At 62.7% G+C, this 22,914-nt stretch carries 19 protein-coding genes; 13 read left to right on the top strand and 6 right to left on the bottom strand.

Annotated elements, in window-relative coordinates; translation table 11 throughout:
• Positions 1 to 6: 6 nt before the first annotated feature.
• Positions 7 to 972: a DMT family transporter gene (locus TO66_RS22685; RefSeq protein ID WP_044464367.1), complete on the top strand. Its 966-nt coding sequence runs from the start codon at positions 7 to 9 to the stop codon at positions 970 to 972.
• Positions 973 to 1,059: 87 nt separating this feature from the next.
• Here TO66_RS22685 and TO66_RS22680 read toward each other — a convergent pair whose 3' ends face one another.
• Positions 1,060 to 2,454: a class II fumarate hydratase gene (locus TO66_RS22680; RefSeq protein WP_044464366.1), complete on the bottom strand. Its 1,395-nt coding sequence runs from the start codon at positions 2,452 to 2,454 to the stop codon at positions 1,060 to 1,062.
• A 192-nt stretch (positions 2,455 to 2,646) separates the two neighbouring features.
• Between TO66_RS22680 and TO66_RS22675 the strand changes: the two genes are divergently transcribed.
• The 7 genes from TO66_RS22675 (at position 2,647) to TO66_RS22645 (ending at position 10,471) form a co-directional block, all read left to right on the top strand.
• Positions 2,647 to 3,162, top strand: coding sequence for a DUF2059 domain-containing protein (locus TO66_RS22675; protein ID WP_007932229.1), 516 nt, complete (start codon positions 2,647 to 2,649; stop codon positions 3,160 to 3,162).
• A gap of 12 nt (positions 3,163 to 3,174) precedes the next feature.
• Positions 3,175 to 3,474: a BolA family transcriptional regulator gene (locus tag TO66_RS22670; protein ID WP_044464365.1), complete on the top strand. Its 300-nt coding sequence runs from the start codon at positions 3,175 to 3,177 to the stop codon at positions 3,472 to 3,474.
• A 103-nt stretch (positions 3,475 to 3,577) separates the two neighbouring features.
• The gene (locus tag TO66_RS22665) at positions 3,578 to 4,519 is read left to right on the top strand and encodes a rhodanese-related sulfurtransferase (RefSeq protein WP_044464364.1); all 942 of its coding nucleotides are present in this window, start codon (positions 3,578 to 3,580) and stop codon (positions 4,517 to 4,519) included.
• Between the two features lie 3 nt (positions 4,520 to 4,522).
• Entirely contained in the window at positions 4,523 to 5,158 is a 636-nt protein-coding gene (locus TO66_RS22660; RefSeq protein WP_044464363.1) for a DsbA family protein, read from the top strand.
• Positions 5,151 to 6,977: an ABC transporter ATP-binding protein gene (locus tag TO66_RS22655; protein ID WP_044464362.1), complete on the top strand. Its 1,827-nt coding sequence runs from the start codon at positions 5,151 to 5,153 to the stop codon at positions 6,975 to 6,977. The genes TO66_RS22660 and TO66_RS22655 overlap by 8 nt, the downstream gene beginning before the upstream one ends.
• Positions 6,978 to 7,181: 204 nt before the next feature.
• Positions 7,182 to 9,641: an EAL domain-containing protein gene (locus tag TO66_RS22650; protein ID WP_044464361.1), complete on the top strand. Its 2,460-nt coding sequence runs from the start codon at positions 7,182 to 7,184 to the stop codon at positions 9,639 to 9,641.
• A gap of 77 nt (positions 9,642 to 9,718) precedes the next feature.
• Entirely contained in the window at positions 9,719 to 10,471 is a 753-nt protein-coding gene (locus tag TO66_RS22645; RefSeq protein WP_409077199.1) for a TenA family transcriptional regulator, read from the top strand.
• A 21-nt stretch (positions 10,472 to 10,492) separates the two neighbouring features.
• Here TO66_RS22645 and TO66_RS22640 read toward each other — a convergent pair whose 3' ends face one another.
• The 5 genes from TO66_RS22640 to TO66_RS22620 all read right to left on the bottom strand — a co-directional run bounded on the left by TO66_RS22640 (position 10,493) and on the right by TO66_RS22620 (position 15,330).
• A complete protein-coding gene (locus tag TO66_RS22640) occupies positions 10,493 to 11,419 on the bottom strand; it encodes a GGDEF domain-containing protein (protein ID WP_044464359.1) in 927 nt (308 codons plus the stop codon).
• Positions 11,420 to 11,782: 363 nt separating this feature from the next.
• Positions 11,783 to 12,523 (bottom strand): YciK family oxidoreductase, encoded by a 741-nt coding sequence (locus TO66_RS22635; protein ID WP_044464358.1) that lies wholly within the window; start codon positions 12,521 to 12,523, stop codon positions 11,783 to 11,785.
• Between the two features lie 36 nt (positions 12,524 to 12,559).
• Complete coding sequence (mupP, locus tag TO66_RS22630) at positions 12,560 to 13,231, bottom strand: N-acetylmuramic acid 6-phosphate phosphatase MupP (protein ID WP_044464357.1); 672 nt, start codon at positions 13,229 to 13,231, stop codon at positions 12,560 to 12,562.
• Positions 13,232 to 13,235: 4 nt separating this feature from the next.
• Positions 13,236 to 13,934 (bottom strand): bifunctional 2-polyprenyl-6-hydroxyphenol methylase/3-demethylubiquinol 3-O-methyltransferase UbiG, encoded by a 699-nt coding sequence (gene ubiG / locus TO66_RS22625; protein WP_044464356.1) that lies wholly within the window; start codon positions 13,932 to 13,934, stop codon positions 13,236 to 13,238.
• Between the two features lie 64 nt (positions 13,935 to 13,998).
• Complete coding sequence (locus TO66_RS22620; protein ID WP_044464355.1) at positions 13,999 to 15,330, bottom strand: TRZ/ATZ family hydrolase; 1,332 nt, start codon at positions 15,328 to 15,330, stop codon at positions 13,999 to 14,001.
• A gap of 108 nt (positions 15,331 to 15,438) precedes the next feature.
• Between TO66_RS22620 and mtnA the strand changes: the two genes are divergently transcribed.
• From mtnA to hisC, 5 genes are all read left to right on the top strand, one after another.
• Positions 15,439 to 16,515 (top strand): S-methyl-5-thioribose-1-phosphate isomerase, encoded by a 1,077-nt coding sequence (mtnA, locus tag TO66_RS22615; RefSeq protein ID WP_044464354.1) that lies wholly within the window; start codon positions 15,439 to 15,441, stop codon positions 16,513 to 16,515.
• A gap of 355 nt (positions 16,516 to 16,870) precedes the next feature.
• Positions 16,871 to 19,540 carry a DNA gyrase subunit A gene (gene gyrA, locus TO66_RS22610; protein WP_044464353.1) on the top strand — a complete coding sequence of 890 codons (2,670 nt, stop codon included), beginning with the start codon at positions 16,871 to 16,873 and terminating at the stop codon, positions 19,538 to 19,540.
• A 64-nt stretch (positions 19,541 to 19,604) separates the two neighbouring features.
• Positions 19,605 to 20,690 (top strand): 3-phosphoserine/phosphohydroxythreonine transaminase, encoded by a 1,086-nt coding sequence (gene serC / locus TO66_RS22605; protein WP_044466137.1) that lies wholly within the window; start codon positions 19,605 to 19,607, stop codon positions 20,688 to 20,690.
• Positions 20,690 to 21,784, top strand: a complete 1,095-nt coding sequence (gene pheA, locus TO66_RS22600; protein ID WP_044464352.1) for a prephenate dehydratase — start codon at positions 20,690 to 20,692, stop codon at positions 21,782 to 21,784. Before serC ends, pheA begins: the two co-directional genes overlap by 1 nt.
• Before the next feature lie 10 nt (positions 21,785 to 21,794).
• Positions 21,795 to 22,907 carry a histidinol-phosphate transaminase gene (gene hisC, locus TO66_RS22595; protein ID WP_044464351.1) on the top strand — a complete coding sequence of 371 codons (1,113 nt, stop codon included), beginning with the start codon at positions 21,795 to 21,797 and terminating at the stop codon, positions 22,905 to 22,907.
• Positions 22,908 to 22,914 lie beyond the last annotated feature (7 nt).

Here is a 22,914-nt window from a genome sequence, read left to right as displayed (position 1 = left end):
GTTCGCATGCACATCTCGTCCGGTCGCTGGGCTTATGGATTGTTCCTCGCGCTGCTGACGGCGCTGTTGTGGGGCATCCTGCCGATCAAGCTCAAGCAAGTGCTGCTGGTGATGGACCCGGTGACCGTGACCTGGTTTCGCCTGCTGGTATCCGGCGGTTGCCTGTTGGTCTACCTGGCGCTGGTCAAGCGTCTGCCCAGCTGGCGCGTACTCGGGCCACGGGGCGGCTGGCTGGTGCTGATGGCGGTCTGCGGGCTGGTGGGCAACTACGTGCTGTACCTGATGGGGCTGAATCTGCTGAGCCCCGGGACCGCGCAGTTGGTGGTGCAGATGGGGCCGATCCTGTTGTTGATCGCCAGCCTCTTCGTGTTCAAGGAGCGTTTCAGCCTGGGGCAGGGGATTGGCCTGGCGGTGCTGCTGATCGGCTTCGGCTTGTTCTTCAACCAGCGCCTGGCCGAATTGCTGACTTCCCTGAGCCACTACACCGCCGGGGTGCTGACCGTGCTCGCCGCGTCGGCGGTCTGGACCTTCTATGCCCTGGGCCAGAAGCAACTGCTGACGGTGTGGAACTCCCTGCAAGTGATGATGGTGATCTATCTGTCCTGTGCGCTGTTGCTCACCCCCTGGGCCCACCCGCTCGAAGCGCTTGCGCTGAGCCCCTTGCAAGGCTGGCTGCTGCTGGCCTGCTGCCTGAATACGCTGATCGCCTACGGTGCGTTCGCCGAAGCCCTGGCGCATTGGGAGGCCTCGCGGGTCAGCGCGACGCTGGCGATCACGCCCCTGGTGACTTTTGGCGCGGTGGCGCTGGCGGCCTGGTGGTGGCCGGAATACGTGCAGGCCGAGCAGATCAACGTCCTGGGTTATGGCGGGGCGGTACTGGTGGTGCTGGGGTCGGCATTGACCGCATTGGGGCCGTCGCTGATGGCCGGGCTCAAGGCTCGGCGGGCCCGGCTGCAAGTGCCGCAGCGATAGGGTGCGCTGTCCTGGATCGCGGGCAAGCCCCTATCGTGTAGGAGCGAGGCTTGCCCGCGACAGCATCGGTTTAATCAGCGTATTCCATCAGCCCTGCTTGCCTGCCTCCAGCATGTTTTCCGGGCGTACCCAGGCATCGAACTCTTCGTCCGTCAGATAGCCCAGCTCCAGGGCCGCCTCGCGCAGGGTGAGGTTTTCGGCATAGGCTTTCTTGGCGATCTCGGCCGACTTGTCGTAGCCGATATGCGGGTTGAGCGCGGTCACCAGCATCAGCCCGCGTTCCAGGTGGTCGGCCATCTGCACCGGGTCGGGTTCCAGCCCGGCGATGCAGTGCTGCTGGAAGTTACTGCAACCGTCGGCGAGCAGGCGCACCGATTGCAGCAGGTTGTGGATGATCACCGGCTTGAACACGTTCAGTTGCAGATGGCCCTGGCTGGCGGCGAAGCCGATGGCGACGTCGTTGCCCAGCACCTGGCACGCCAGCATCGACAGGGCTTCGCACTGGGTCGGGTTGACCTTGCCCGGCATGATCGAGCTGCCCGGCTCGTTGGCCGGCAGCCGCACCTCGGCCAGCCCGGCGCGCGGCCCGGAACCGAGCAGGCGCAGGTCGTTGGCGATTTTCATCAGGCATACCGCCAGGGTCTTCAGGGCGCCGGAAAGGGTGGTCAGGGGTTCATGGCCGGCGAGGGCGGCGAACTTGTTCGGCGCGGTTACGAACGGCAACCCGGACAGGGCCGCCAGCTCGGCGGCAATCGCCTCGCCGAAACCGTGGGGCGAGTTCAGCCCGGTGCCGACGGCGGTGCCGCCCTGGGCCAGTTCGCAGACGGCCGGCAAGGCCGCGCGGATGGCACGCTCGGCGTAGTCCAGTTGGGCGATGAAGCCCGACAGCTCCTGGCCGAAGGTAATGGGGGTGGCGTCCATCATGTGGGTGCGCCCGGTTTTCACCAGCTTCATATGGCGCGCCGAAAGTTCGGCCAGGCCGCCGGACAGCTCGGCGATCGCCGGCAACAACTGCTGCTGTACCGCCTGGGCCGCGGCGATGTGCATGGCCGTGGGGAAACTGTCGTTGGAGCTTTGCGAGCGGTTCACATGGTCGTTGGGGTGGACGGGCGTCTTGCCGCCACGCGGGTTGCCGGCCAGTTCGTTGGCGCGCCCGGCGATCACTTCGTTGACGTTCATGTTGCTCTGGGTGCCGCTGCCGGTCTGCCAGACCACTAGCGGGAACTGGTCGTCATGCTGGCCGTCCAGCACTTCGTCGGCGGCCTGTTCGATCAGCCGGGCGATGTTGGCGGGCAGGTCGCCGTTGCGGTCGTTGACCCGGGCCGCGGCTTTCTTGATCAACGCCAGGGCATGCAGGACCGACAGCGGCATGCGCTCGTTGCCAATGGCAAAGTTGATCAGCGAACGCTGGGTCTGGGCGCCCCAGTAGGCTTCGTCCGGGACTTCAACCTGGCCAAGGCTGTCGGTTTCGATTCGGCTCATCGTGCTCACTCCTGTAGGTCTGATTGCGCAGTTTAGGCCGTGATCCACAGCCCGGGTTCCATAAAGCACTTTTTGTGTCGTTTGGTCGAGCAAATGCAGGCACCGCAAGGGGTGGGGTTGAGCGGCGGCGTTTTTTAGGCGCAGAATGAGCGCCCTTGGGGTTATACCTCGCCTGCTAGAAAAGGAAACTCGATGACTCGTCTTCGTGCCATCTGTACCGCGGTTGTTCTGGTTTGCGCCAGCGGCCAGGTTCTTGCCGATACCGCCAGCCACAACGCCAGTGCCGAAGCTTTCCTGACCCTGGCACACGCTGACAAGCTGGGCACTCCGGTGTACATGCAAGTGCAGCAAATGTTCGCCCAGCGCTTTGAACAGACCAAAGCCCCTGAGTCGAAGAAAGCCGTTCTGGAAACCTACCAGGCCAAGGCCAATGCTGCCCTGGACCAGGCCATCGGCTGGAACAAGCTGAAGCCGGACATGGTCAAACTCTACACCAGCAATTTCAGCGAATCCGAGCTCAAGGACCTGGTGGCGTTCTACCAGTCGCCGCTGGGCAAGAAAGTCCTGGAAAAAATGCCGCAGCTGACCCAGCAATCGGCCCAGATGACCCAGGCCAAGCTGGAAAGCGCGGTGCCGGTGGTCAACAAGCTGCTGGCCGACATGACCGCCGAGCTCGAGCCTAAGGCCGCTCCGGCGAAGAAGAAGTAAGCGGAGCCGGGAATGACCATGCAACAACGTATCGAATCGGCGCTCGGCGCATTGCAGCCCGAGCACCTGCAAGTGCTGGACGAAAGCCACATGCACAGCCGTGGCCTGCAGACCCACTTCAAGGCGGTGCTGGTCAGCGAGCAGTTCGCCGGGCTCAACAGCGTCAAGCGCCACCAGAAGGTCTATGCCACCCTGGGCGACCTGATGGGCCAGTTCCATGCGTTGGCGCTGCATACCTACACGCCAGAGGAATGGGCGAAGATCGGCGTGGCTCCGGCCTCGCCGACCTGCGCCGGCGGCAGCAAGCACTGACCACAGGTTTTTTGCTAGAATCCGCAACGCGCCGCTCAAGCCGGCGCGTTTTTTTTTGCATCCGGTTCACCCTTTGCGAGGGTAGCCACCTGGAGAATCACCCATGACACAACCTATTGTCGTGGCGGCACTGTATAAGTTCGTCACCCTCGAAGATTACGTTTCCCTGCGCGAGCCGCTGCTCAACGCCATGCTCGACAACGGCATCAAGGGCACCCTGCTGATTGCCGAAGAAGGCATCAACGGCACGGTTTCCGGCAGCCGCGAAGGCATCGACGGGCTGTTGGCCTGGCTGCGCAGCGACCCGCGCATGGTCGACATCGACCACAAAGAGTCGTACTGCGACGAGCAGCCGTTCTACCGCACCAAGGTCAAGCTCAAGAAAGAGATCGTGACCCTGGGCGTGCCGGGCGTCGACCCGAACAAGAAGGTCGGCACCTACGTCGAACCGCAGGACTGGAACGCGCTGATCAGCGACCCGGAAGTGCTGCTGATCGACACCCGCAACGACTACGAAGTCTCGATCGGCACCTTCGAAGGCGCCATCGATCCGAAAACCACCAGTTTTCGCGAGTTCCCCGACTACATCAAAGCCAACTTCGACCCGAGCAAGCACAAGAAGGTGGCGATGTTCTGCACCGGCGGCATCCGCTGCGAGAAGGCCTCGAGCTACATGCTCAGCGAAGGCTTCGACGAGGTCTTCCACCTCAAGGGCGGCATCCTCAAGTACCTCGAAGAGGTGCCGCAGCAGGAGAGTAAATGGCAGGGCGACTGCTTCGTCTTCGATAATCGGGTCACCGTGCGGCACGACCTCAGCGAAGGCGACTACGATCAATGTCATGCCTGCCGTACACCGGTGAGCGTCGAAGACCGGGCCAGCGAGCACTATGTGCCGGGTATCAGTTGCCCGCATTGCTGGAACACGCTGAGCGAGAAAACCCGCCGCAGCGCCATCGACCGGCAGAAGCAGATCGAACTGGCCAAGGCCCGCAACATGCCGCACCCGATTGGCTACAACTACAAGCAATCTTCTTCCGAGGCCTGAGCCATGTCCGCCCGCCTGCTGTATGTAATGGACCCGATGTGTTCGTGGTGCTGGGGCTTCGCTCCAGTGGCCGAGGCCCTGGTCGAGCAGGCGCGGCAGGCGGGCGTCGAGGTGCATCTGGTGGTGGGTGGCCTGCGTACCGGCAGCGGTGCGGCGCTCGAGCCGACCACCCGGCGCTATATCTTCGAACACTGGCAGGCGGTCACCGAGGCCACCGGCCAGCCGTTCAGGTTCGAGGGCGCCTTGCCCGAAGGTTTCGTCTATGACACCGAGCCGGCGTGCCGTGCCATCGTCACGGCGCGCGGCCTGGCAGCCGATTGCGCCTGGAAACTTTTGGGGCTGATCCAGCACGCGTTTTATGTCGAGGGTCTCGATGTCACCCGGGCCAGCGTGCTGGTGGCGCTGGCCGAACAGGCAGGCGTGCCGCGCATCGAGTTCGCCGAAGCGTTCGACCGCGCCGAGCAGCATGCCGCCACTGCCGCGGATTTCACCTGGGTCCAGGACCTGGGGATCGCCGGCTTCCCGACCCTGCTCGCCGAACGCAACGGCCAGCTGGCGTTGCTGACCAACGGCTACCAGCCCTTGAGCGAGTTGTCACCCTTGCTCGGCCGCTGGCTGGAGCGTGCCGCCTGTGCTTGATCGGGTTCGTGATCCCCAGGCGCCGGAACCTGCCGACCGCTTGAGCTGGGCGGAAGTCCGCCGGCTGGCATTGCAGCACAAGAAAGCCCTGTGGATCGCCAACGGCGTGGCCGTGCTGGCGACATTGTGCAGCGTGCCGATTCCGTTGCTGCTGCCGCTGCTGGTGGACGAGGTGCTGCTGGGCCAGGGCGATGCCGCGCTGAAAGTCATGAACCAAGCCTTGCCCGCGGGTTGGCAGAGCGCCGCCGGCTATATCGGCCTGATGCTGTCGGTCACCCTGCTGCTGCGTTGCGCGGCCTTGCTGTTCAACGTACTGCAGGCCCGGCTGTTCGCCGGGTTGGCCAAGGACATCGTCTATCGCATCCGCCTGCGCTTGATCGAGCGCCTCAAGCGCATCTCCCTGGGCGAATACGAAAGCCTGGGCAGTGGCACGGTGACCACGCACCTGGTCACCGACCTCGATACCCTCGACAAGTTTGTCGGCGAGACCCTCAGCCGCTTCCTGGTGGCGATGCTCACATTGGTGGGCACGGCCGGCATCCTGCTGTGGATGCATTGGCAGCTGGCGCTGCTGATCCTGCTGTTCAACCCGCTGGTGATCTACGCCACGGTGCAGTTGGGCAAACGGGTCAAGCACCTGAAGAAACTCGAGAACGACAGCACCTCGCGCTTCACCCAGGCCCTGACCGAAACCCTGGACGCGATCCAGGAGGTCCGCGCCGGCAACCGCCAGGGCTTTTTCCTCGGGCGTCTCGGTCGGCGGGCCCAGGACGTGCGGGACTATGCCATGGCCTCGCAATGGAAAAGCGATGCTTCCAACCGCGCCAGCGGGCTGCTGTTCCAGTTCGGCATCGACATCTTCCGCGCGGCGGCCATGCTCACCGTGCTGTTTTCCGACCTGTCCATCGGCCAGATGCTGGCGGTGTTCAGCTACCTGTGGTTCATGATCGGCCCGGTGGAGCAACTGCTGAACCTGCAATACGCCTACTACGCCGCCGGTGGCGCGCTGTCGCGGATCAACGAACTGCTGTCGCGGGCCGACGAGCCGCAGTACGCCGGGGGCATCGACCCGTTCCAGGGGCGCGAGACCGTGGGTATCGAGGTCAGCGGCCTGAGCTTCGGTTATGGCGATGAGCCGGTGCTCGACCAGATGAACCTGTCGATCCAGCCGGGTGAAAAGGTGGCGATAGTCGGCGCCAGCGGCGGCGGTAAAAGCACCCTGGTGCAACTGCTGCTAGGGCTTTATACGCCGCAGGCGGGCGTCATTCGGTTTGGCGGCTCGACCCAGCAGGAGATCGGCCTGGAAACCCTGCGCGAGAACGTGGCGGTGGTGTTGCAGCATCCGGCGCTGTTCAACGACAGCATCCGCGCCAACCTGACCATGGGCCGCGAGCGCACGGACGAAGCCTGCTGGCAGGCGCTGGAAATCGCCCAGCTGGACGCCACGGTCCGTGCCCTGGCCAATGGCCTGGACAGTGTCGTCGGTCGTTCCGGCGTTCGGTTATCCGGTGGCCAGCGCCAGCGCCTGGCGATCGCGCGGATGGTGCTGGCCGAACCCAAGGTGGTGATCCTCGATGAAGCCACCTCCGCCCTGGATGCCGCCACCGAGTACAACCTGCATCAGGCGCTGACGCGCTTCCTGCACGGACGCACCACCCTGATCATTGCCCACCGCCTGTCTGCGGTTAAACAGGCGGACCGGGTCCTGGTGTTCGATGGCGGGCAGATTGCCGAAGATGGCGACCATCAGCAGTTGATTGCCGATGGTGGCCTTTACGCCAAGCTTTACGGACATTTGCAGCAAGTCCAGCAACCTTGAGTTTTATCCGGTTTTCTGTGCTTAGTGCCTGAATTCCCTGGTGGAAATGACCCTCTTGCAGCACGGTCGCTCCGTGCTCTGACTGGCATCGTGCCCGAGCGTCGCGGCCCGCGCGTTCAAAGGCGCGGAAATTAGCCTAGTCTGTGCTGTCAGGATCGGTATTTTCTCGGGTGTTCATCTGGCTGTGCTGACGCAAGGGACCTCATGAAGCAAAAGCGGACTCTCGGAACCCCGCGGTTATTGGGCATCGTCTGGCCTTTTATCGCGGTGGTGTTGTTCCAGGCGCTGTTGGGTGGCCTCAGCCTGTATGTCCTGTCGGCGGTACGCGGTTATGTCGCCGGGGAAAGCCTCTGGTCCAAGGGGCAGAAGGACGCGATCTACTACCTCAACCTGTATGCCGACAGCCGCGATGAGTCGATCTTTCTGAAGTATCAGAACGCCATCTCCGTGCATCAGGGCGGGCACGAGCTGCGGCTCGCCCTGGATCAGCAACCCCCTGACCTGGCCGCTGCCCGGGCGGGCATCCTCAAGGGCGGCAACCACCCCGACGACAGCGACAGCGTGATCTGGCTGTACCTGAATTTCCGCCATTTCAGCTACCTGGAAAAAGCCATCGACCTATGGACGGTGGGCGACAGCTACCTGGTGCAGCTGGATGACGTGGCCCGTGAAATGCACCAGGGCATCACCAGCAACCAGGCATCCGACGCCGATATCCGGCGCTGGAAGAACCAGATCTTCGCCATCAACGACGGCGTGACGCCGGCGGCCAAGGCCTTCAGCGACGCACTGGGCGAGGGCTCGCGGGTCATCCTGCGGCTGTTGCTGGTCACCAACCTGGCCACTGCGCTGGGGCTGATTGTCCTGGCGTTGTTGCGCACCCATAAACTGCTGGCGCAGCGTCATGCCTTTGCCAACGCCTTGCAGCTGGAGAAGGAGCGGGCGCAGATCACCCTGCAATCCATTGGCGACGGCGTCATCACCACGGACGTGGATGGGGCGATCGCCTACATGAACCCGGCCGCCGAGGAGCTGACCCACTGGAAGGCCGAGCAGGCCGCGGGGCTACCGCTGGCAGCCTTGTTCAACCTGCTGGATGAAAATGCCCAGGCCGAAGGTTTCACCCTGATCGAGCACATCCTCAGTGGGCACCTCAGTGGCGGCAGCGAGCACTCGAAGCTGATCCAGCGGCTCGATGGCAGTACGGTGTCGGTGACGCTGGTCGGCGCGCCGATCCAGAACGCCGGCAAAGTCAGCGGCACCGTGCTGGTGTTGCACGATATGACCCAGGAGCGCCAGTACATTGCCAATCTGTCGTGGCAGGCGACCCACGACGCGTTGACCGGGCTGGCCAACCGCCGTGAGTTCGAATACCGCCTGGAACAGGCGCTGCATAACCTGACCCGGCAATCGGGGCGGCATGCGCTGATGTTCCTCGACCTGGACCAGTTCAAGCTGGTCAATGACACCTGCGGCCATGCGGCAGGGGACGAACTGCTCCGGCATATCTGTGCCTTGCTCCAGTCGGGTCTGCGCGAGGGCGATACCCTGGCGCGCCTGGGGGGCGACGAATTCGGCATCCTGTTGGAGAACTGCTCGCCGGAAGCGGCGGAAAAGATCGCCGAAGGCCTGCGCCAGACGGTGCAGAACCTGCATTTTGTCTGGAAGGGCAGGCCGTTCGTCACCACGGTCAGCATCGGCCTAGTGCATGTGGCGCAAACCCCGACCACCCTCGAAGCCTCGCTGCGAGCCGCGGATATGGCGTGCTACATGGCCAAGGAGAAAGGGCGTAATCGGGTTCAGGTCTATCACGCGGACGATTCGGAGTTGTCCCTGCGCTTCGGTGAAATGGCCTGGGTCCAGCGCCTGCACATGGCCCTGGAGGAAAATCGTTTCTGTCTGTATGCCCAGGAGATAGCCGCTCTGGGGTATGTGGACCGCCCAGGTGGGCATATCGAGGTTCTGCTGCGCCTGCACGATGAGGCCGGACGCATGATTCTCCCCGACAGCTTCATTCCGGCCGCCGAGCGTTATGGCTTGATGACCTCCCTGGACCGCTGGGTGGTGGAGAACGTGTTCAAGATCATTGCTCAGTGCATTCGCGAAGAGCGCGAAGGCCCCTTGGCGATGTGTGCGATCAATCTGTCGGGCGCGACCATTGGCGATGATGCCTTCCTGGATTTCCTGCGCGAACAGTTCAGTGTCCATGGAATCCCGCCGGACCTGATTTGTTTCGAGATTACCGAGACCAGTGCCATCTCCAATCTGGGCAGCGCCATTCGGTTCATCAATGAACTCAAGGGCTTGGGTTGCCATTTCTCGCTGGACGACTTTTGCGCGGGAATGTCGTCATTCGCGTATCTCAAACATTTGCCTGTAGACTTCCTGAAGATCGATGGAAGTTTCGTAAAGGATATGCTGGACGACCCGATCAATCGCGCGATGGTCGAGGTGATCAACCATATCGGTCATGTGATGGGCAAACGCACGATTGCCGAGTTTGTCGAAACACCGCAGATTGAGCAGGCATTGCTGGAGATCGGCGTGGATTACGCTCAGGGCTACCTGATCGAGCGCCCGCAACTCTTCACCTGCGACAGTCTGCAGCGCCGTCCTTCGCGACCACAGCCGCTGTTGTTCAAGGCTCCTGGCACGTTCCGTTGAATCTTTCGCTGATCCGTACATCACCCTCAAAAGGAGCCCCGACAGTGATCGACGCATTCAACAGGACCGGTCCGCTCATGGACGCCGCCAGTTATCCCGCCTGGGCCCAGCAGCTGATTCAGGACTGCAGCGAGAGCAAGCGCCGCGTGGTCGAGCACGAGTTGTACCAGCGCATGCGCGACAACCAGCTCAGCAACAAGACCATGCGCCAATACCTGATCGGTGGCTGGCCGGTGGTGGAGCAGTTTGCCCTGTACATGGCGCAGAACCTGACCAAGACCCGTTTCGCCCGTCATCCCGGGGAAGACATGGCGCGACGCTGGCTGATGCGCAATATCCGGGTCGAGCTCAATCATGCCGACTATTGGGTGAACTGGAGCCGCGCCCATGGCGTGAGCCTGGAGGATCTGCAAGCGCAGCAGGTGCCACCGGAGCTGCACGCATTGAGCCATTGGTGCTGGCACACCAGTTCCGCCGACTCGCTGATCGTGGCGATCGCGGCCACCAACTATGCCATCGAGGGCGCGACGGGCGAGTGGTCGGCGCTGGTCTGCTCTTCCGGCGTATATGCCGCGGCCTTTCCCGAGGAAGAACGCAAACGGGCGATGAAATGGCTGAAAATGCATGCCCAGTACGATGACGCCCATCCCTGGGAGGCGCTGGAGATCATCTGTACCCTGGCGGGCACGAATCCGAGCAAGGCCCTGCAGGTCGAGCTGCGCCAGGCGATCTGCAAGAGTTACGACTATATGCACCTGTTCCTGGAGCGCTGCATGCAGCAGGAAAAGGCGCCGGCCGGTCGTGAACGGATGGCGCTGGCTCAAGGTTGAGGGGAGCGGGGACGCCTTGGCTCAGCCGGCCATCGCCAGGCGATTGCGACCCTCGCGTTTGGCCACGTACAGCGCGCTGTCCGCGCGACGCAGCAGGCTTTCGGCAGACTCTCCCGGCAGCAGGGTCGAGCAACCCAGGCTGACCGTCAGTTCGATCAAGGTGCCATCTGCCCAGTAGTCCTTGGCTTGAGCGGCCTGGCGCAAGCGCTCTCCCACCATGGCAGCGGCATCGCGGCCGGTGTTGGACAACAGGATCAGGAACTCCTCGCCACCGAAACGAAACACCATGTCGACATTGCGCAACTGCGCCTTGATGGTGGCGGCCACGGTCTTGAGGACCTCATCGCCGGCACTGTGGCCATGGCTGTCGTTGATTTTCTTGAAGTGATCGATGTCCAGCATCAGCAACGACAGCGGGTGCAGGTGGCGGCGGGCCATCTCGATTTCCCGTTGCAGCGTCTGGTCCATGGCGATCCGGTTGCCGGTATCGGTCAAGGGGTCGCGCAGGGCGCTGCGGGTGGCGGCCCGATAAAGCAGGGCATTGCGCATGGGGTAGAGCAGCGCGGACAGCAGCGACTCCAGATGGCTTTGTTCCTGGTCGCTGAAACGCTGGTTGCGCCGGAACACCAGCTCCCCCATGGACTCGCCTTCATGGCTCAGGCTGTAGCTGACGGAATGGTGGCCGCGCTGGCCGAATTCCAGGCGCAGGTCGCTGGGTTTGTGCTGGTAGACCAGCGCATCCAGAGGGACGAGGCGTTGGGTTTCGCGGTAGAACAAGCCAAGAATGCGTTGTGGTTCCAGGCTGGTCTGTAACTGCAGGCTCAATTGCTGGCGCAATTGTGCAAGGCTGACCGGGCGTTGTAGCAGTGGTGAAGGCCGGCCAAAGCCCAGGCGTTGCAATTTGGCGCTGTCGAAGTCAATTGCGTTGGTCTGGGTCGGTGTTTTCATATGGCGTGAGCCCCTGAGCATGTAATGCAGTCTTACTGGCTGGGTGAGAGCGGCTCAGGGCTGCACGTCATACTGTTCCATCAGTCCCGCAGGACAATAGCCCACAGTCTAATCCGCTTTACGACCCGTTATAAGCCCCGCCCGATCGCTGCCGGGTTTCGCCAATAGGCTGCGTATCTGCGCAAGATTAGAGCGAAAGTCGTGCCACGCGGTTCAGCCGGATAAAAGGCTTTTGAATTCAGAGGCTTGAATGAAAGTGTCGCGATGGGGCGCGCTCAGGGCGGCATTTGCCTGGCTTTATCGGGGCCAATGCCGTGAGTGCGGAGGTGCCGCGACGGTATTCCGTCGCGGCCAAGGGCAGGTTTACTGGGCGTTGAAGGCCTGGCCGTTGATCCCGGCGCTGTCCGGGCCCATGAGGTAGAGGTAGACCGGCATGATCTCCTCGGGGGCCGGGTTGTTGCTCGGGTTTTCTCCCGGATAGGCTTGGGCGCGCATGCTGGTGCGGGTCGCGCCCGGGTTGATGCTGTTGGCCCGTACCGGCGCCACGCCATCGACTTCGTCGGCCAGGGTTTGCATCAGGCCTTCGGTGGCGAACTTCGACACGCCGTAGGCACCCCAGTAGGCGCGCCCCTTGCGCCCGACGCTGCTGGAGGTGAACACCACCGACGCATCCTGGGACAGCTTGAGCAGTGGCAACAGGGTGCTGGTCAGCATGAACGTGGCGTTGACGTTGACCTGCATCACCCGCATGAAATTCTCGCCCGACAACTGTTCCAGCGGTGTGCGCGGACCAATGATCGACGCATTGTGCAGCAGGCCGTCGAGATGGCCGAATTCGGCCTCGACCATGGCGGCCAGTTCGTCGTACTGGTGTGGCAGGGCGGTTTCCAGGTTGAACGGAATCACCACCGGCTGCGGATGGCTAGCGGCTTCGATCTCGTCGTAGACCTGGGTCAGGTTGGCTTCGGTCTTGCCCAGCAGCAGTACCGTGGCGCCATGGGCGGCGAAGGTCTTGGCGGCGGCGGCGCCGATGCCACGGCCGGCGCCGGTGACCAGGATGACCCGGTCCTTGAGCAGTTCGGGGCGGGCGGAATAATCAAACATAAAAACCTCGGGAAATCAGAAGCGAAGGCTTGGCCGTCAGCAGCTGCACAGCGCCTGGTCCAGGAGCTGGCGCAGTTCCAGTGGGTGATCGACCACCACATCGGCGCCCCAGTGCCTGGGGTTGTCGTCCGGATGGATGTAGCCGTAGGTCACGGCGGCGGTCTTGGTGCCGGCATCGCGACCCGACTCGATGTCGCGCAGGTCGTCGCCGACGAACAAGACGCTGGCCGGATCGAGGTCGAGCATCTTGCAGGCGAGGATCAGCGGTTCCGGGTCCGGCTTGCTGTTCTTCACGTGGTCCGGGCAGATCAGCAGGGCAGAGCGCTCGGCCAGGCCCAGTTGGCGCATGATCGGCTCGGCAAAACGCACCGGCTTGTTGGTGACCACGCCCCAGATCAGGTTGGCCTTCTCGATGTCGGCCAGCAGCTCGGCCATGCCGTCGAACAGCTTGCTGTGCACGGCGCAATGCTTGAGGTAGCGCTCCAGGAATTCCAGGCGCAGTTCCTCGAATCCCGGGGACTCCGGGTCCATGGAGAAGGTGACGGCCACCATCGCCCGGGCACCGCCGGAGATTTCGTCACGGATATGCTTGTCCGGGATCGGCGCCAGGCCGCGATCGGCGCGCATTGCCTGGCAGATGGCGATGAAGTCCGGCGCGGTGTCGAGCAGGGTGCCATCCATGTCGAAAAGAACTGCTCTGATACGCATGGGCTTATTCCTCCCGCAGGGTCTGGATCATGTAGTTGACGTCGACATCGGCGGCCAGCTTGTAGTGCTTGGTCAGCGGGTTGTAGGTCAGGCCGATGATGTCCTTGACGGTCAGGCCGGCGGAGCGGCTCCAGGCACCCAGTTCCGAAGGGCGGATGAACTTCTTGAAGTCATGGGTGCCGCGCGGCAGCAGCTTCATGATGTATTCGGCACCGATGATCGCGAACAGGTAGGCCTTCGGGTTCCGGTTGATGGTGGAGAAGAACACCTGGCCACCCGGCTTGACCATGCGGAAGCAGGCACGGATCACCGAGGACGGATCAGGCACGTGCTCAAGCATTTCCAGGCAGGTGACGACGTCGAACTGCTCGGGCATCTCTTCGGCCAGGGCTTCGGCGGTGATCTGTCGGTATTCGACGCTCACCCCGGACTCCAGCTGGTGCAACTGGGCCACCGCCAGCGGCGCCTCGCCCATGTCGATGCCCATGACCGTGGCGCCACGTTGCGCCATGGCTTCGCTGAGGATGCCGCCGCCGCAGCCGACGTCGAGGGCTTTCTTGCCGGCCAGGTTGACGCGTTCGTCAATCCAGTTGACCCGCAGCGGGTTGATGTCGTGCAAGGGCTTGAATTCGCTCTCGCGGTCCCACCAGCGGTGGGCAAGGGCTTCGAATTTGGCGATTTCAGCGTGGTCGACGTTGCTCATGGGGTAATCCTCTGAATCTGGAAAATTCTGCTGTCGCTCTCGAGCCGTGGCCCGAGGGTTCCTGCTATTCGGTATGGCCGCTGATGCGCCGGCCCCAGGCTGTCGCCGTGGCGTGCAGCTGTTGTTCGTCCAGGCGCGTCAGGCGCCGGTCGTCGAGCAATTGCTTGCCGGCGACCCAAAGATGTTTCACGCAGTCGCGCCCGGTGGCATATATAAGCTGCGACACCGGATCGTAGATCGGTTGCTGCTCCAGGCCGGACAGGTCGAAGGCCACCAGGTCCGCGGCCTTGCCGAGCTCCAGCGAGCCGATCTCGCCGTCCAGGCCCAGGGCTCGCGCACCATTGAGCGTGGCCATGCGCAGCGCCTGGTGTGCGTTCAGCGCGGTGGCCGAACCGGCCACGCCCTTGGCCAGCAGGGCGGCGGTGCGGGTTTCGCCGAGCAGGTCAAGGTCGTTGTTGCTGGCGGCGCCGTCGGTGCCGATCGCCACATTGACGCCTGCCTGCCACAGCCGTTCCACCGGGCAGAAGCCGCTGGCCAGTTTCAGGTTCGATTCCGGGCAGTGAATGACATTGCTGTTGGTTTCTACCAGTAAAGCCAGGTCGTCATCGCTGATTTGCGTCATGTGTACGGCCTGGAAGCGCGGGCCGAGCAGCCCGAGTCGTGCCAGTCGGGCCAGAGGCCGCTCGCCATGCCGGGCAACAGCCTGCTGGACCTCGGAGGCCGTTTCATGGACATGCATGTGGATCGAGGCGTCGAGCTCTTCGGCGATGATCCGGATTTTCTCCAGGGTTTCGTCGCCGACCGTGTAGGGGGCGTGGGGGCCGAAGGTAATCTTGATGCGCGGATGGTGCTTGAGGTCGCTGAACAGCTCGACGCCCTGGCGAATGGCTTCGTCGGCGGTGCTGGCGCCGGGAATCGGAAAGTCGAGGAGCGGAATCGCGATCTGCGCCCGAATGCCGCTGTTGTGCACGCATTCGCTGGCCACCTTGGGGAAGAAATACATATCGGAAAAGCAACTGATGCCGCCCTTGAGCTGTTCGGCGATGGCCAGGTCGGTACCGTCGCGGACGAAGGCTTCATCGACCCATTTGGCTTCGGCGGGCCAGATGTGGTTTTCCAGCCAGGTCATCAGCGGCAGGTCGTCGGCCAGGCCGCGGAACAGGGTCATCGCCGCGTGGCCATGAGCGTTGACCAGGCCTGGGCCCAGCAGCATACCCGGCAATTCGCGGACCTCGGCAGCTTGCAGTTTCATGGCGTCGGCGCGTGGACCGATGAATGCGATGCGCCCGTCGCGGATGCCCAGGCCATGCTCCTTGAGCACTACGCCGGCCGGTTCCACAGGCACCAGCCAGGTCGGCAGCAGGAGCAGGTCGAGGGCAGCGACAGGTTTCGGCATCGAAGATCGGTTCCAGGGTGTGTATGGAAGATGGCGAAGTATACCCGAGCGTCTTCGCCGGGGGCTCGCTATAATCGGCGGCTTTTGTTCATGAGTGCGGGGTGAGGGATGCGCGAGCGACTGTTGGCGGCAGAGAAGGTGAAGGCCATCGATTGGCGGGACGACGCCCTGTATCTGCTCGATCAGCGTGCCTTGCCCTCCGAGCAGCGCTGGATTGCCTGCACCGCTGTGGCCGATGTCGCGCAAGCCATTCGCGACATGGTAGTGCGTGGCGCGCCGGCGATCGGTATCAGCGCCGCGTATGGCGTGGTCCTGGCGGCGCGCGCGCGGGTTGCCGGCGGTGGTGACTGGCAATCGGCAATCGAAGAGGACTTCGCGCTGCTTGCGGGTGCGCGTCCGACCGCGATCAACCTGTCCTGGGCGTTGAGCCGCATGCGCGAACGCCTGGAACGCCTCAAGCGGCACGCCGATCCGCTGGCGGCGCTGGAGGCGGAAGCCCTGGCCATTCATGAAAGCGACCGCGAAGCCAACCTGACCATGGCGCAACTGGGTGTCGAGCTGATTCGCAAGCATCAGGGCAACGCCCAGGCGATCCTGACCCACAGCAATACCGGGGCCCTGGCCACCGGTGGTTTCGGCACGGCCCTGGGAGTGATCCGCGGGGCCTTTCTCGAGGGCATGGTGGAGCGGGTGTATGCCAACGAAACCCGGCCCTGGTTGCAAGGCTCGCGGCTGACGGCCTGGGAGCTGGCCAATGAAGGCATCCCGGTGACCGTGAATGCCGATTCCGCTGCCGCGCACATCATGAAGACCAAGGGCGTGACCTGGGTGGTCGTGGGGGCGGATCGCATCACCGCCAACGGCGATGTGGCCAGCAAGATCGGTACCTATCAACTGGCGGTCAATGCCATGCACCATGGCGTGCGCTTCATGGTGGTCGCCCCCAGCTCGACCATCGACATGGCGTTGGCCAGTGGCGAGGATATCCCGCTCGAAGAGCGCGATGGCAAGGAGCTGCTGGAGGTTGGCGGTCAGAGGGTCGGGGCGGATGTGGCGGTCTACAACCCGGTGTTCGACGTCACCCCGGCGGACCTGATCGACGCCATCGTCACCGAAAAGGGCCTGGTCGAGCGTCCCGACACCGCGAAGCTGGCCCAGTTGATGTGTCGCAAGCGCCTGCACTGAAATCATTTCGTGCGACGTGTCGATGACGGGTGCCGTGGGGTGGCCGTCCGCCGCGGAAAAAATCTGTATTTACGCGCGAAATCTGCCTCAGAGCTTCTCTCGTCTCTTATCAGCCTGTCACCGGTCAACTAACTATGCTCCATGCGCATCAGGGGGATAGGTGCGTGGCGGCGATTGTGATAACATCCGGCGGTTTCCAAGGCGGTCCGAAGTGGCTGCCTTCACTGCGCAAATCCATGGCTTAACTTGTTGATTTGTCGTAAGTCGGTGCATGGCACTAGGCCTGCAGCGGCGAGCTTCGTTCGTCCCATATGGATGTGACGAAGTTTCACCAGAAAAAGGAATCAGGCTTCTCATGGGCGAACTGGCCAAAGAAATCCTCCCGGTCAATATCGAAGACGAGCTGAAACAGTCCTATCTCGACTACGCGATGAGCGTAATCGTCGGGCGGGCACTGCCTGATGCGCGCGATGGCTTGAAGCCCGTGCACCGGCGTGTGCTGTACGCGATGAGCGAGCTCGGTAACGACTGGAACAAGCCGTACAAGAAATCTGCCCGTGTTGTCGGTGACGTGATCGGTAAGTATCACCCGCACGGTGATATCGCGGTGTACGACACCATCGTTCGTATGGCCCAGCCATTCTCCCTGCGCTACCTGCTGGTAGACGGCCAGGGTAACTTCGGTTCGGTCGACGGCGACAACGCGGCGGCCATGCGATACACCGAAGTGCGCATGACCAAGCTGGCGCACGAGCTGCTGGCCGACCTGCACAAGGAAACCGTGGACTGGGTACCGAACTACGACGGCACCGAACTGATCCCTGCGGTCATGCCGACCAAGATCCCCAACCTGCTGGTCAACGGTTCCAGCGGTATCGCCGTGGGCATGGCGACCAACATTCCGCCGCACAACCTCGGTGAAGTCATCGACGGTTGCCTGGCGCTGATCGACAACCCCGAGCTGACCGTCGACGAGCTGATGCAGCACATCCCCGGTCCGGATTTCCCGACCGCGGCGATCATCAACGGTCGCGAAGGCATCATCGAGGCCTACCGTACCGGTCGTGGCCGTATCTACATGCGCGCCCGCTCGATCATCGAAGACATCGACAAGGTCGGTGGCCGCCAGCAGATCGTCATCACCGAACTGCCTTACCAGCTGAACAAGGCGCGTCTGATCGAGAAGATCGCCGAGCTGGTTAAAGAGAAGAAACTCGAAGGTATCACCGAGCTGCGCGACGAGTCCGACAAGGATGGCATGCGCGTGGTAATCGAGCTGCGTCGTGGTGAGGTGCCGGAGGTGATCCTCAATAACCTCTACGCCCAGACCCAGCTGCAAAGCGTGTTCGGTATCAACATCGTTGCGCTGATCGATGGCCGTCCGCGGATCCTCAATCTCAAGGACCTGCTGGAAGCCTTCGTGCGCCACCGCCGTGAAGTGGTGACCCGCCGTACCGTGTTCGAGCTGCGCAAGGCCCGTGAGCGCGGCCACATCCTCGAAGGCCAGGCCGTTGCCCTGTCGAACATCGACCCGGTCATCGCCCTGATCAAGGCCTCGCCGACTCCGTCGGAAGCCAAGGAAGCGCTGGTCAGCACGCCGTGGGAATCCAGCGCGGTGATGACCATGGTCGAGCGTGCCGGTGCGGATTCCTGCCGTCCGGAAAACCTCGACCCACAGTACGGCCTGCGCGACGGCAAGTACTTCCTCTCTCCAGAACAGGCGCAAGCCATTCTGGAACTGCGTCTGCACCGCCTGACCGGCCTGGAGCACGAAAAGCTGCTGGCCGAGTACCAGGAGATCCTCAACCAGATCGGCGAGCTGATCCGCATCCTCAACAGCGCCACGCGCTTGATGGAAGTGATCCGCGAAGAGCTGGAAGTGATCCGCGCCGAATACGGCGATGTGCGTCGCACCGAAATCCTCGATGCCCGTCTCGACCTGACCCTGGGCGACATGATTCCGGAAGAAGAGCGCGTCGTGACCATTTCCCATGGCGGCTATGCCAAGACCCAGCCGCTGGCTGCCTACCAGGCCCAGCGTCGTGGTGGCAAAGGCAAGTCGGCGACCGGCGTCAAGGACGAGGACTACATCGCGCACCTGCTGGTGGCTAACAGCCACACCACGCTGCTGCTGTTCTCCAGCAAGGGCAAGGTCTACTGGCTGAAAACCTACGAGATTCCCGAGGCTTCCCGTGCCGCCCGCGGTCGTCCGCTGGTCAACCTGTTGCCGCTGGATGACGGTGAATACATCACCACCATGCTGCCGGTCGAGGAATACACCGAAGGTCACTACATCTTCATGGCAACCGCTAACGGCACCGTGAAGAAGACTCCGCTGGAATCCTTCAGCCGTCAGCGCAGCGTTGGCCTGATCGCGCTGGAACTGGACGAGGGCGATGTGCTGATTTCCGCCGCGATCACCGATGGCGAGCGCGAAGTGATGCTGTTCTCCGACGGTGGCAAGGTAACCCGCTTCAAGGAATCCGACGTGCGTGCCATGGGCCGTACCGCCCGCGGTGTGCGCGGCATGCGCCTGCCGGAAGGGCAGAAGCTGATTTCCATGCTGATTCCGGAAGAAGGCAGCCAGATCCTCACCGCTTCCGAGCGGGGTTATGGCAAGCGTACCGCCATCACCGAGTTCCCCGAGTACAAGCGTGGCGGCCAGGGCGTTATCGCCATGGTCAGCAACGAGCGTAACGGCCGTCTGGTCGGCGCGGTCCAGGTGCTCGACGGCGAGGAGATCATGCTGATTTCCGACCAGGGCACCCTGGTGCGCACCCGGGTGGACGAAGTTTCCAGCCTGGGTCGTAACACCCAGGGCGTGACCCTGATCAAGCTGGCCAACGATGAAACGCTGGTGGGCCTGGAGCGGGTGCAGGAGCCATCCGAAGTCGAAGGCGACGAGCTGGATGACGAGGACGGCGAGGTACTCGAGGGGACCGTGCTGGATGCGGTGGCCGACTCCGACGATGGCGTCGAAGGCCAACAGGCTGACGCCGCAGGCGAAGAAGAGTCGCAAGACTAAATAAATCGTAGCAGGGCAGAGTGTTTGCTCTGTCCGCTACCGTGAATGCATAGCGAGAGTGGATGTGAGCAAACGAGCCTATAACTTCTGCGCAGGTCCCGCTGCGCTACCTGAAGCTGTCCTGTTGCGTGCCCAGGCCGAACTGCTGGACTGGCACGGCAAGGGCCTGTCGGTCATGGAGATGAGCCATCGCAGCGATGAGTTCGTCTCCATTGCCACCAAGGCCGAGCAGGATCTGCGTGATCTGCTGAATATCCCCTCGAACTATAAAGTGCTGTTTCTGCAAGGCGGCGCCAGCCAGCAATTTGCTCAGATTCCACTGAACCTGCTGCCGGAAAACGGCTCGGCCGACTATATCGACACCGGTATCTGGTCGCAGAAGGCCATCGAAGAAGCTTCGCGCTATGGTCATGTCAATGTGGCTGCCACTGCCAAGCCCTACGACTACTTCGCCATCCCCGGCCAGAACGAATGGCAGTTGTCGAAAGACGCGGCCTACGTGCATTACGCACCGAACGAAACCATTGGTGGCCTGGAATTCCAGTGGATCCCGGAAACCGGCGACGTTCCGCTGGTGGCCGACATGTCTTCCGACATTCTTTCGCGCCCTGTGGATATCTCCCGGTTCGGCATGATCTATGCCGGCGCGCAGAAAAACATCGGTCCGAGCGGCATCCTCGTCAATATCATTCGTGAGGACCTGCTGGGGCGTGCGCGTTCGCTGTGCCCGACCATGCTCGACTACAAGGTCGCCGCGGACAACGGCTCGATGTACAACACGCCGCCGACCCTGGCCTGGTACTTGTCCGGCCTGGTGTTCGAGTGGCTCAAGGAGCAGGGCGGTGTCGAAGCCATCGCCAAGCTCAACGAAGTCAAGCAGCGCACCCTGTATGACTTCATCGATGCCAGCGGCCTGTACAGCAACCCGATCAACAAGTCGGATCGCTCGTGGATGAACGTGCCTTTCCGCCTGGCCGACGATCGCCTGGACAAGCCGTTCCTGGCAGGCGCCGAAGCGCGTGGCCTGCTGAATCTCAAGGGGCACCGTTCGGTGGGGGGCATGCGCGCTTCCATCTACAACGCCGTTGACATCCACGCGGTCAACGCGCTGGTGGCGTACATGGCAGAGTTCGAGAAGGAACATGGCTAATGTCTGAGCAAGAACTCAAGGCACTGCGCCTGCGCATTGACGCCCTGGACGAAAAGGTCCTGGAGTTGATCAGTGAGCGCGCGCGCTGCGCCCAGGAAGTCGCGCGAGTAAAGATGGCCTCGCTGGCCGAAGGCGAAGTGCCGGTGTTCTACCGTCCTGAGCGTGAGGCTCAGGTGCTCAAGCGGGTGATGGAGCGTAACCAGGGACCGCTGGGCAACGAAGAGATGGCGCGGTTGTTCCGTGAAATCATGTCTTCGTGCCTGGCGCTCGAGCAGCCGCTGAAAGTGGCTTATCTCGGTCCGGAGGGTACTTTCACCCAGGCGGCGGCCATGAAACATTTCGGCCATGCAGTGATCAGCAAGCCGATGGCGGCGATCGACGAAGTCTTCCGTGAAGTGGCTGCGGGCGCGGTGAACTTTGGCGTGGTGCCTGTGGAAAACTCCACCGAGGGTGCGGTCAACCACACCCTCGACAGTTTCCTGGAACACGACATGGTGATCTGCGGCGAGGTCGAGCTGCGTATCCACCACCATCTGCTGGTCGGGGAAAACACCAAGACCGACAGCATCAGCCGCATCTACTCCCATGCCCAGTCCCTGGCGCAATGCCGCAAGTGGCTGGATGCCCATTATCCGAATGTCGAGCGCGTCGCGGTGTCCAGCAACGCCGAGGCAGCCAAGCGGGTCAAGGGCGAGTGGAATTCGGCGGCCATCGCCGGCGACATGGCGGCGGGCCTGTACGGCCTGACCCGCCTGGCCGAGAAGATCGAGGATCGCCCGGACAACTCCACGCGCTTCCTGATGATCGGTAACCAGGAAGTGCCGCCGACCGGCGACGACAAGACCTCGATCATCGTTTCCATGAGCAACAAGCCTGGCGCTCTGCATGAGCTGCTGGTGCCTTTCCATGACAACGGTATCGACCTGACGCGTATCGAAACCCGGCCTTCGCGCAGCGGCAAATGGACCTATGTGTTCTTCATCGACTTCATCGGCCATCACCGTGATCCATTGATCAAGGGTGTGCTGGAAAAGATCAGTCAGGAAGCAGTGGCACTGAAGGTGCTGGGTTCCTACCCGAAAGCGGTTCTCTGAGGCTTTAACAATGAGTGGCGACTTCCTCGCTCTGGCGCAGCCGGGCGTGCAACAACTTTCGCCGTACGTTCCGGGCAAGCCTGTGGACGAACTGGCGCGCGAGCTGGATATCGATCCGGCAAAAATCGTCAAGCTGGCCAGCAACGAAAACCCGCTGGGTGCCAGCCCCAAGGCGCTGGCGGCGATTCGCGAAGAGCTGGCCGAGCTGACCCGTTATCCGGATGGCAACGGTTTTGCGCTCAAGACGCTGCTGGCTGAGCGCTGCAGCGTCGAGCCGGCGCAGGTGACCTTGGGCAACGGCTCCAACGACATCTTGGAACTGGTCGCTCGTGCCTATCTGGCGCCAGGTCTGAATGCGGTATTCAGCGAGCATGCTTTTGCCGTGTATCCGATTGTCGTCCAGGCGGTCGGAGCGCAGGCTCGTGTGGTTCCTGCCAGGGAGTGGGGGCACGACCTGCCGGCCATGTTGCAGGCTATCGACGCCGATACCCGGGTGGTCTTCATCGCCAATCCGAACAACCCGACCGGCACCTGGTTCAGTGCCGAGGCGCTGGATGAGTTCCTCCAGGACGTGCCGGCGCATGTGCTGGTGGTGCTGGACGAGGCCTATATCGAGTATGCCGAAGGTAGCGATTTGCCGGACGGCTTGGATTTCCTGGCGGCCTATCCGAACCTGCTGGTTTCGCGGACGTTCTCCAAGGCCTATGGCCTGGCGGCACTGCGCGTAGGCTATGGCTTGTCGACCGCGACGGTGGCCGATGTGCTCAATCGCGTGCGTCAGCCGTTCAACGTCAACAGCCTGGCGCTGGCGGCGGCCTGTGCTGCGTTGCAGGATGATGAGTATCTGGCCGAGAGCCGCCGCCTGAACGAGGCTGGCATGCAGCAGCTGGAAGCCGGCTTCCGCGAGCAGGGCCTGACCTGGATTCCTTCCCGGGGGAACTTCATCGCCGTGGATCTCGGGCGGGTTGCCGCGCCGGTGTTCCAGGGTCTGTTGCGTGAAGGGGTGATCGTTCGTCCGGTGGCGAACTACGGCATGCCCAATCACCTGCGGGTGACCATTGGCTTGCCGGCTGAAAACACACGTTTCCTCGAGGCGCTGGCCAAGGTCCTGGCCCGTGGTTGATGTCATT

The organism is Pseudomonas sp. MRSN 12121 (assembly GCF_000931465.1).
GTDB lineage: Bacteria > Pseudomonadota > Gammaproteobacteria > Pseudomonadales > Pseudomonadaceae > Aquipseudomonas.
Note: the sequence above shows the minus strand (reverse complement) of the source record. Positions and strands in the feature narration are given on the sequence as shown.

Excerpts from the sequence above, each read along its gene's own strand:
- TO66_RS22685 (WP_044464367.1), top strand. The coding sequence starts at position 7 with ATGCACATCTCGTCCGGTCGCTGGGCTTATGGATTGTTCCTCGCGCTG.
- TO66_RS22680 (WP_044464366.1), bottom strand. The coding sequence starts at position 2,454 with ATGAGCCGAATCGAAACCGACAGCCTTGGCCAGGTTGAAGTCCCGGAC.
- TO66_RS22675 (WP_007932229.1), top strand. The coding sequence starts at position 2,647 with ATGACTCGTCTTCGTGCCATCTGTACCGCGGTTGTTCTGGTTTGCGCC.
- TO66_RS22670 (WP_044464365.1), top strand. The coding sequence starts at position 3,175 with ATGACCATGCAACAACGTATCGAATCGGCGCTCGGCGCATTGCAGCCC.
- TO66_RS22665 (WP_044464364.1), top strand. The coding sequence starts at position 3,578 with ATGACACAACCTATTGTCGTGGCGGCACTGTATAAGTTCGTCACCCTC.
- TO66_RS22660 (WP_044464363.1), top strand. The coding sequence starts at position 4,523 with ATGTCCGCCCGCCTGCTGTATGTAATGGACCCGATGTGTTCGTGGTGC.
- TO66_RS22650 (WP_044464361.1), top strand. The coding sequence starts at position 7,182 with ATGAAGCAAAAGCGGACTCTCGGAACCCCGCGGTTATTGGGCATCGTC.
- TO66_RS22645 (WP_409077199.1), top strand. The coding sequence starts at position 9,719 with ATGGACGCCGCCAGTTATCCCGCCTGGGCCCAGCAGCTGATTCAGGAC.
- TO66_RS22640 (WP_044464359.1), bottom strand. The coding sequence starts at position 11,419 with ATGAAAACACCGACCCAGACCAACGCAATTGACTTCGACAGCGCCAAA.
- TO66_RS22635 (WP_044464358.1), bottom strand. The coding sequence starts at position 12,523 with ATGTTTGATTATTCCGCCCGCCCCGAACTGCTCAAGGACCGGGTCATC.
- mupP (WP_044464357.1), bottom strand. The coding sequence starts at position 13,231 with ATGCGTATCAGAGCAGTTCTTTTCGACATGGATGGCACCCTGCTCGAC.
- ubiG (WP_044464356.1), bottom strand. The coding sequence starts at position 13,934 with ATGAGCAACGTCGACCACGCTGAAATCGCCAAATTCGAAGCCCTTGCC.
- TO66_RS22620 (WP_044464355.1), bottom strand. The coding sequence starts at position 15,330 with ATGCCGAAACCTGTCGCTGCCCTCGACCTGCTCCTGCTGCCGACCTGG.
- mtnA (WP_044464354.1), top strand. The coding sequence starts at position 15,439 with ATGCGCGAGCGACTGTTGGCGGCAGAGAAGGTGAAGGCCATCGATTGG.
- gyrA (WP_044464353.1), top strand. The coding sequence starts at position 16,871 with ATGGGCGAACTGGCCAAAGAAATCCTCCCGGTCAATATCGAAGACGAG.
- pheA (WP_044464352.1), top strand. The coding sequence starts at position 20,690 with ATGTCTGAGCAAGAACTCAAGGCACTGCGCCTGCGCATTGACGCCCTG.
- hisC (WP_044464351.1), top strand. The coding sequence starts at position 21,795 with ATGAGTGGCGACTTCCTCGCTCTGGCGCAGCCGGGCGTGCAACAACTT.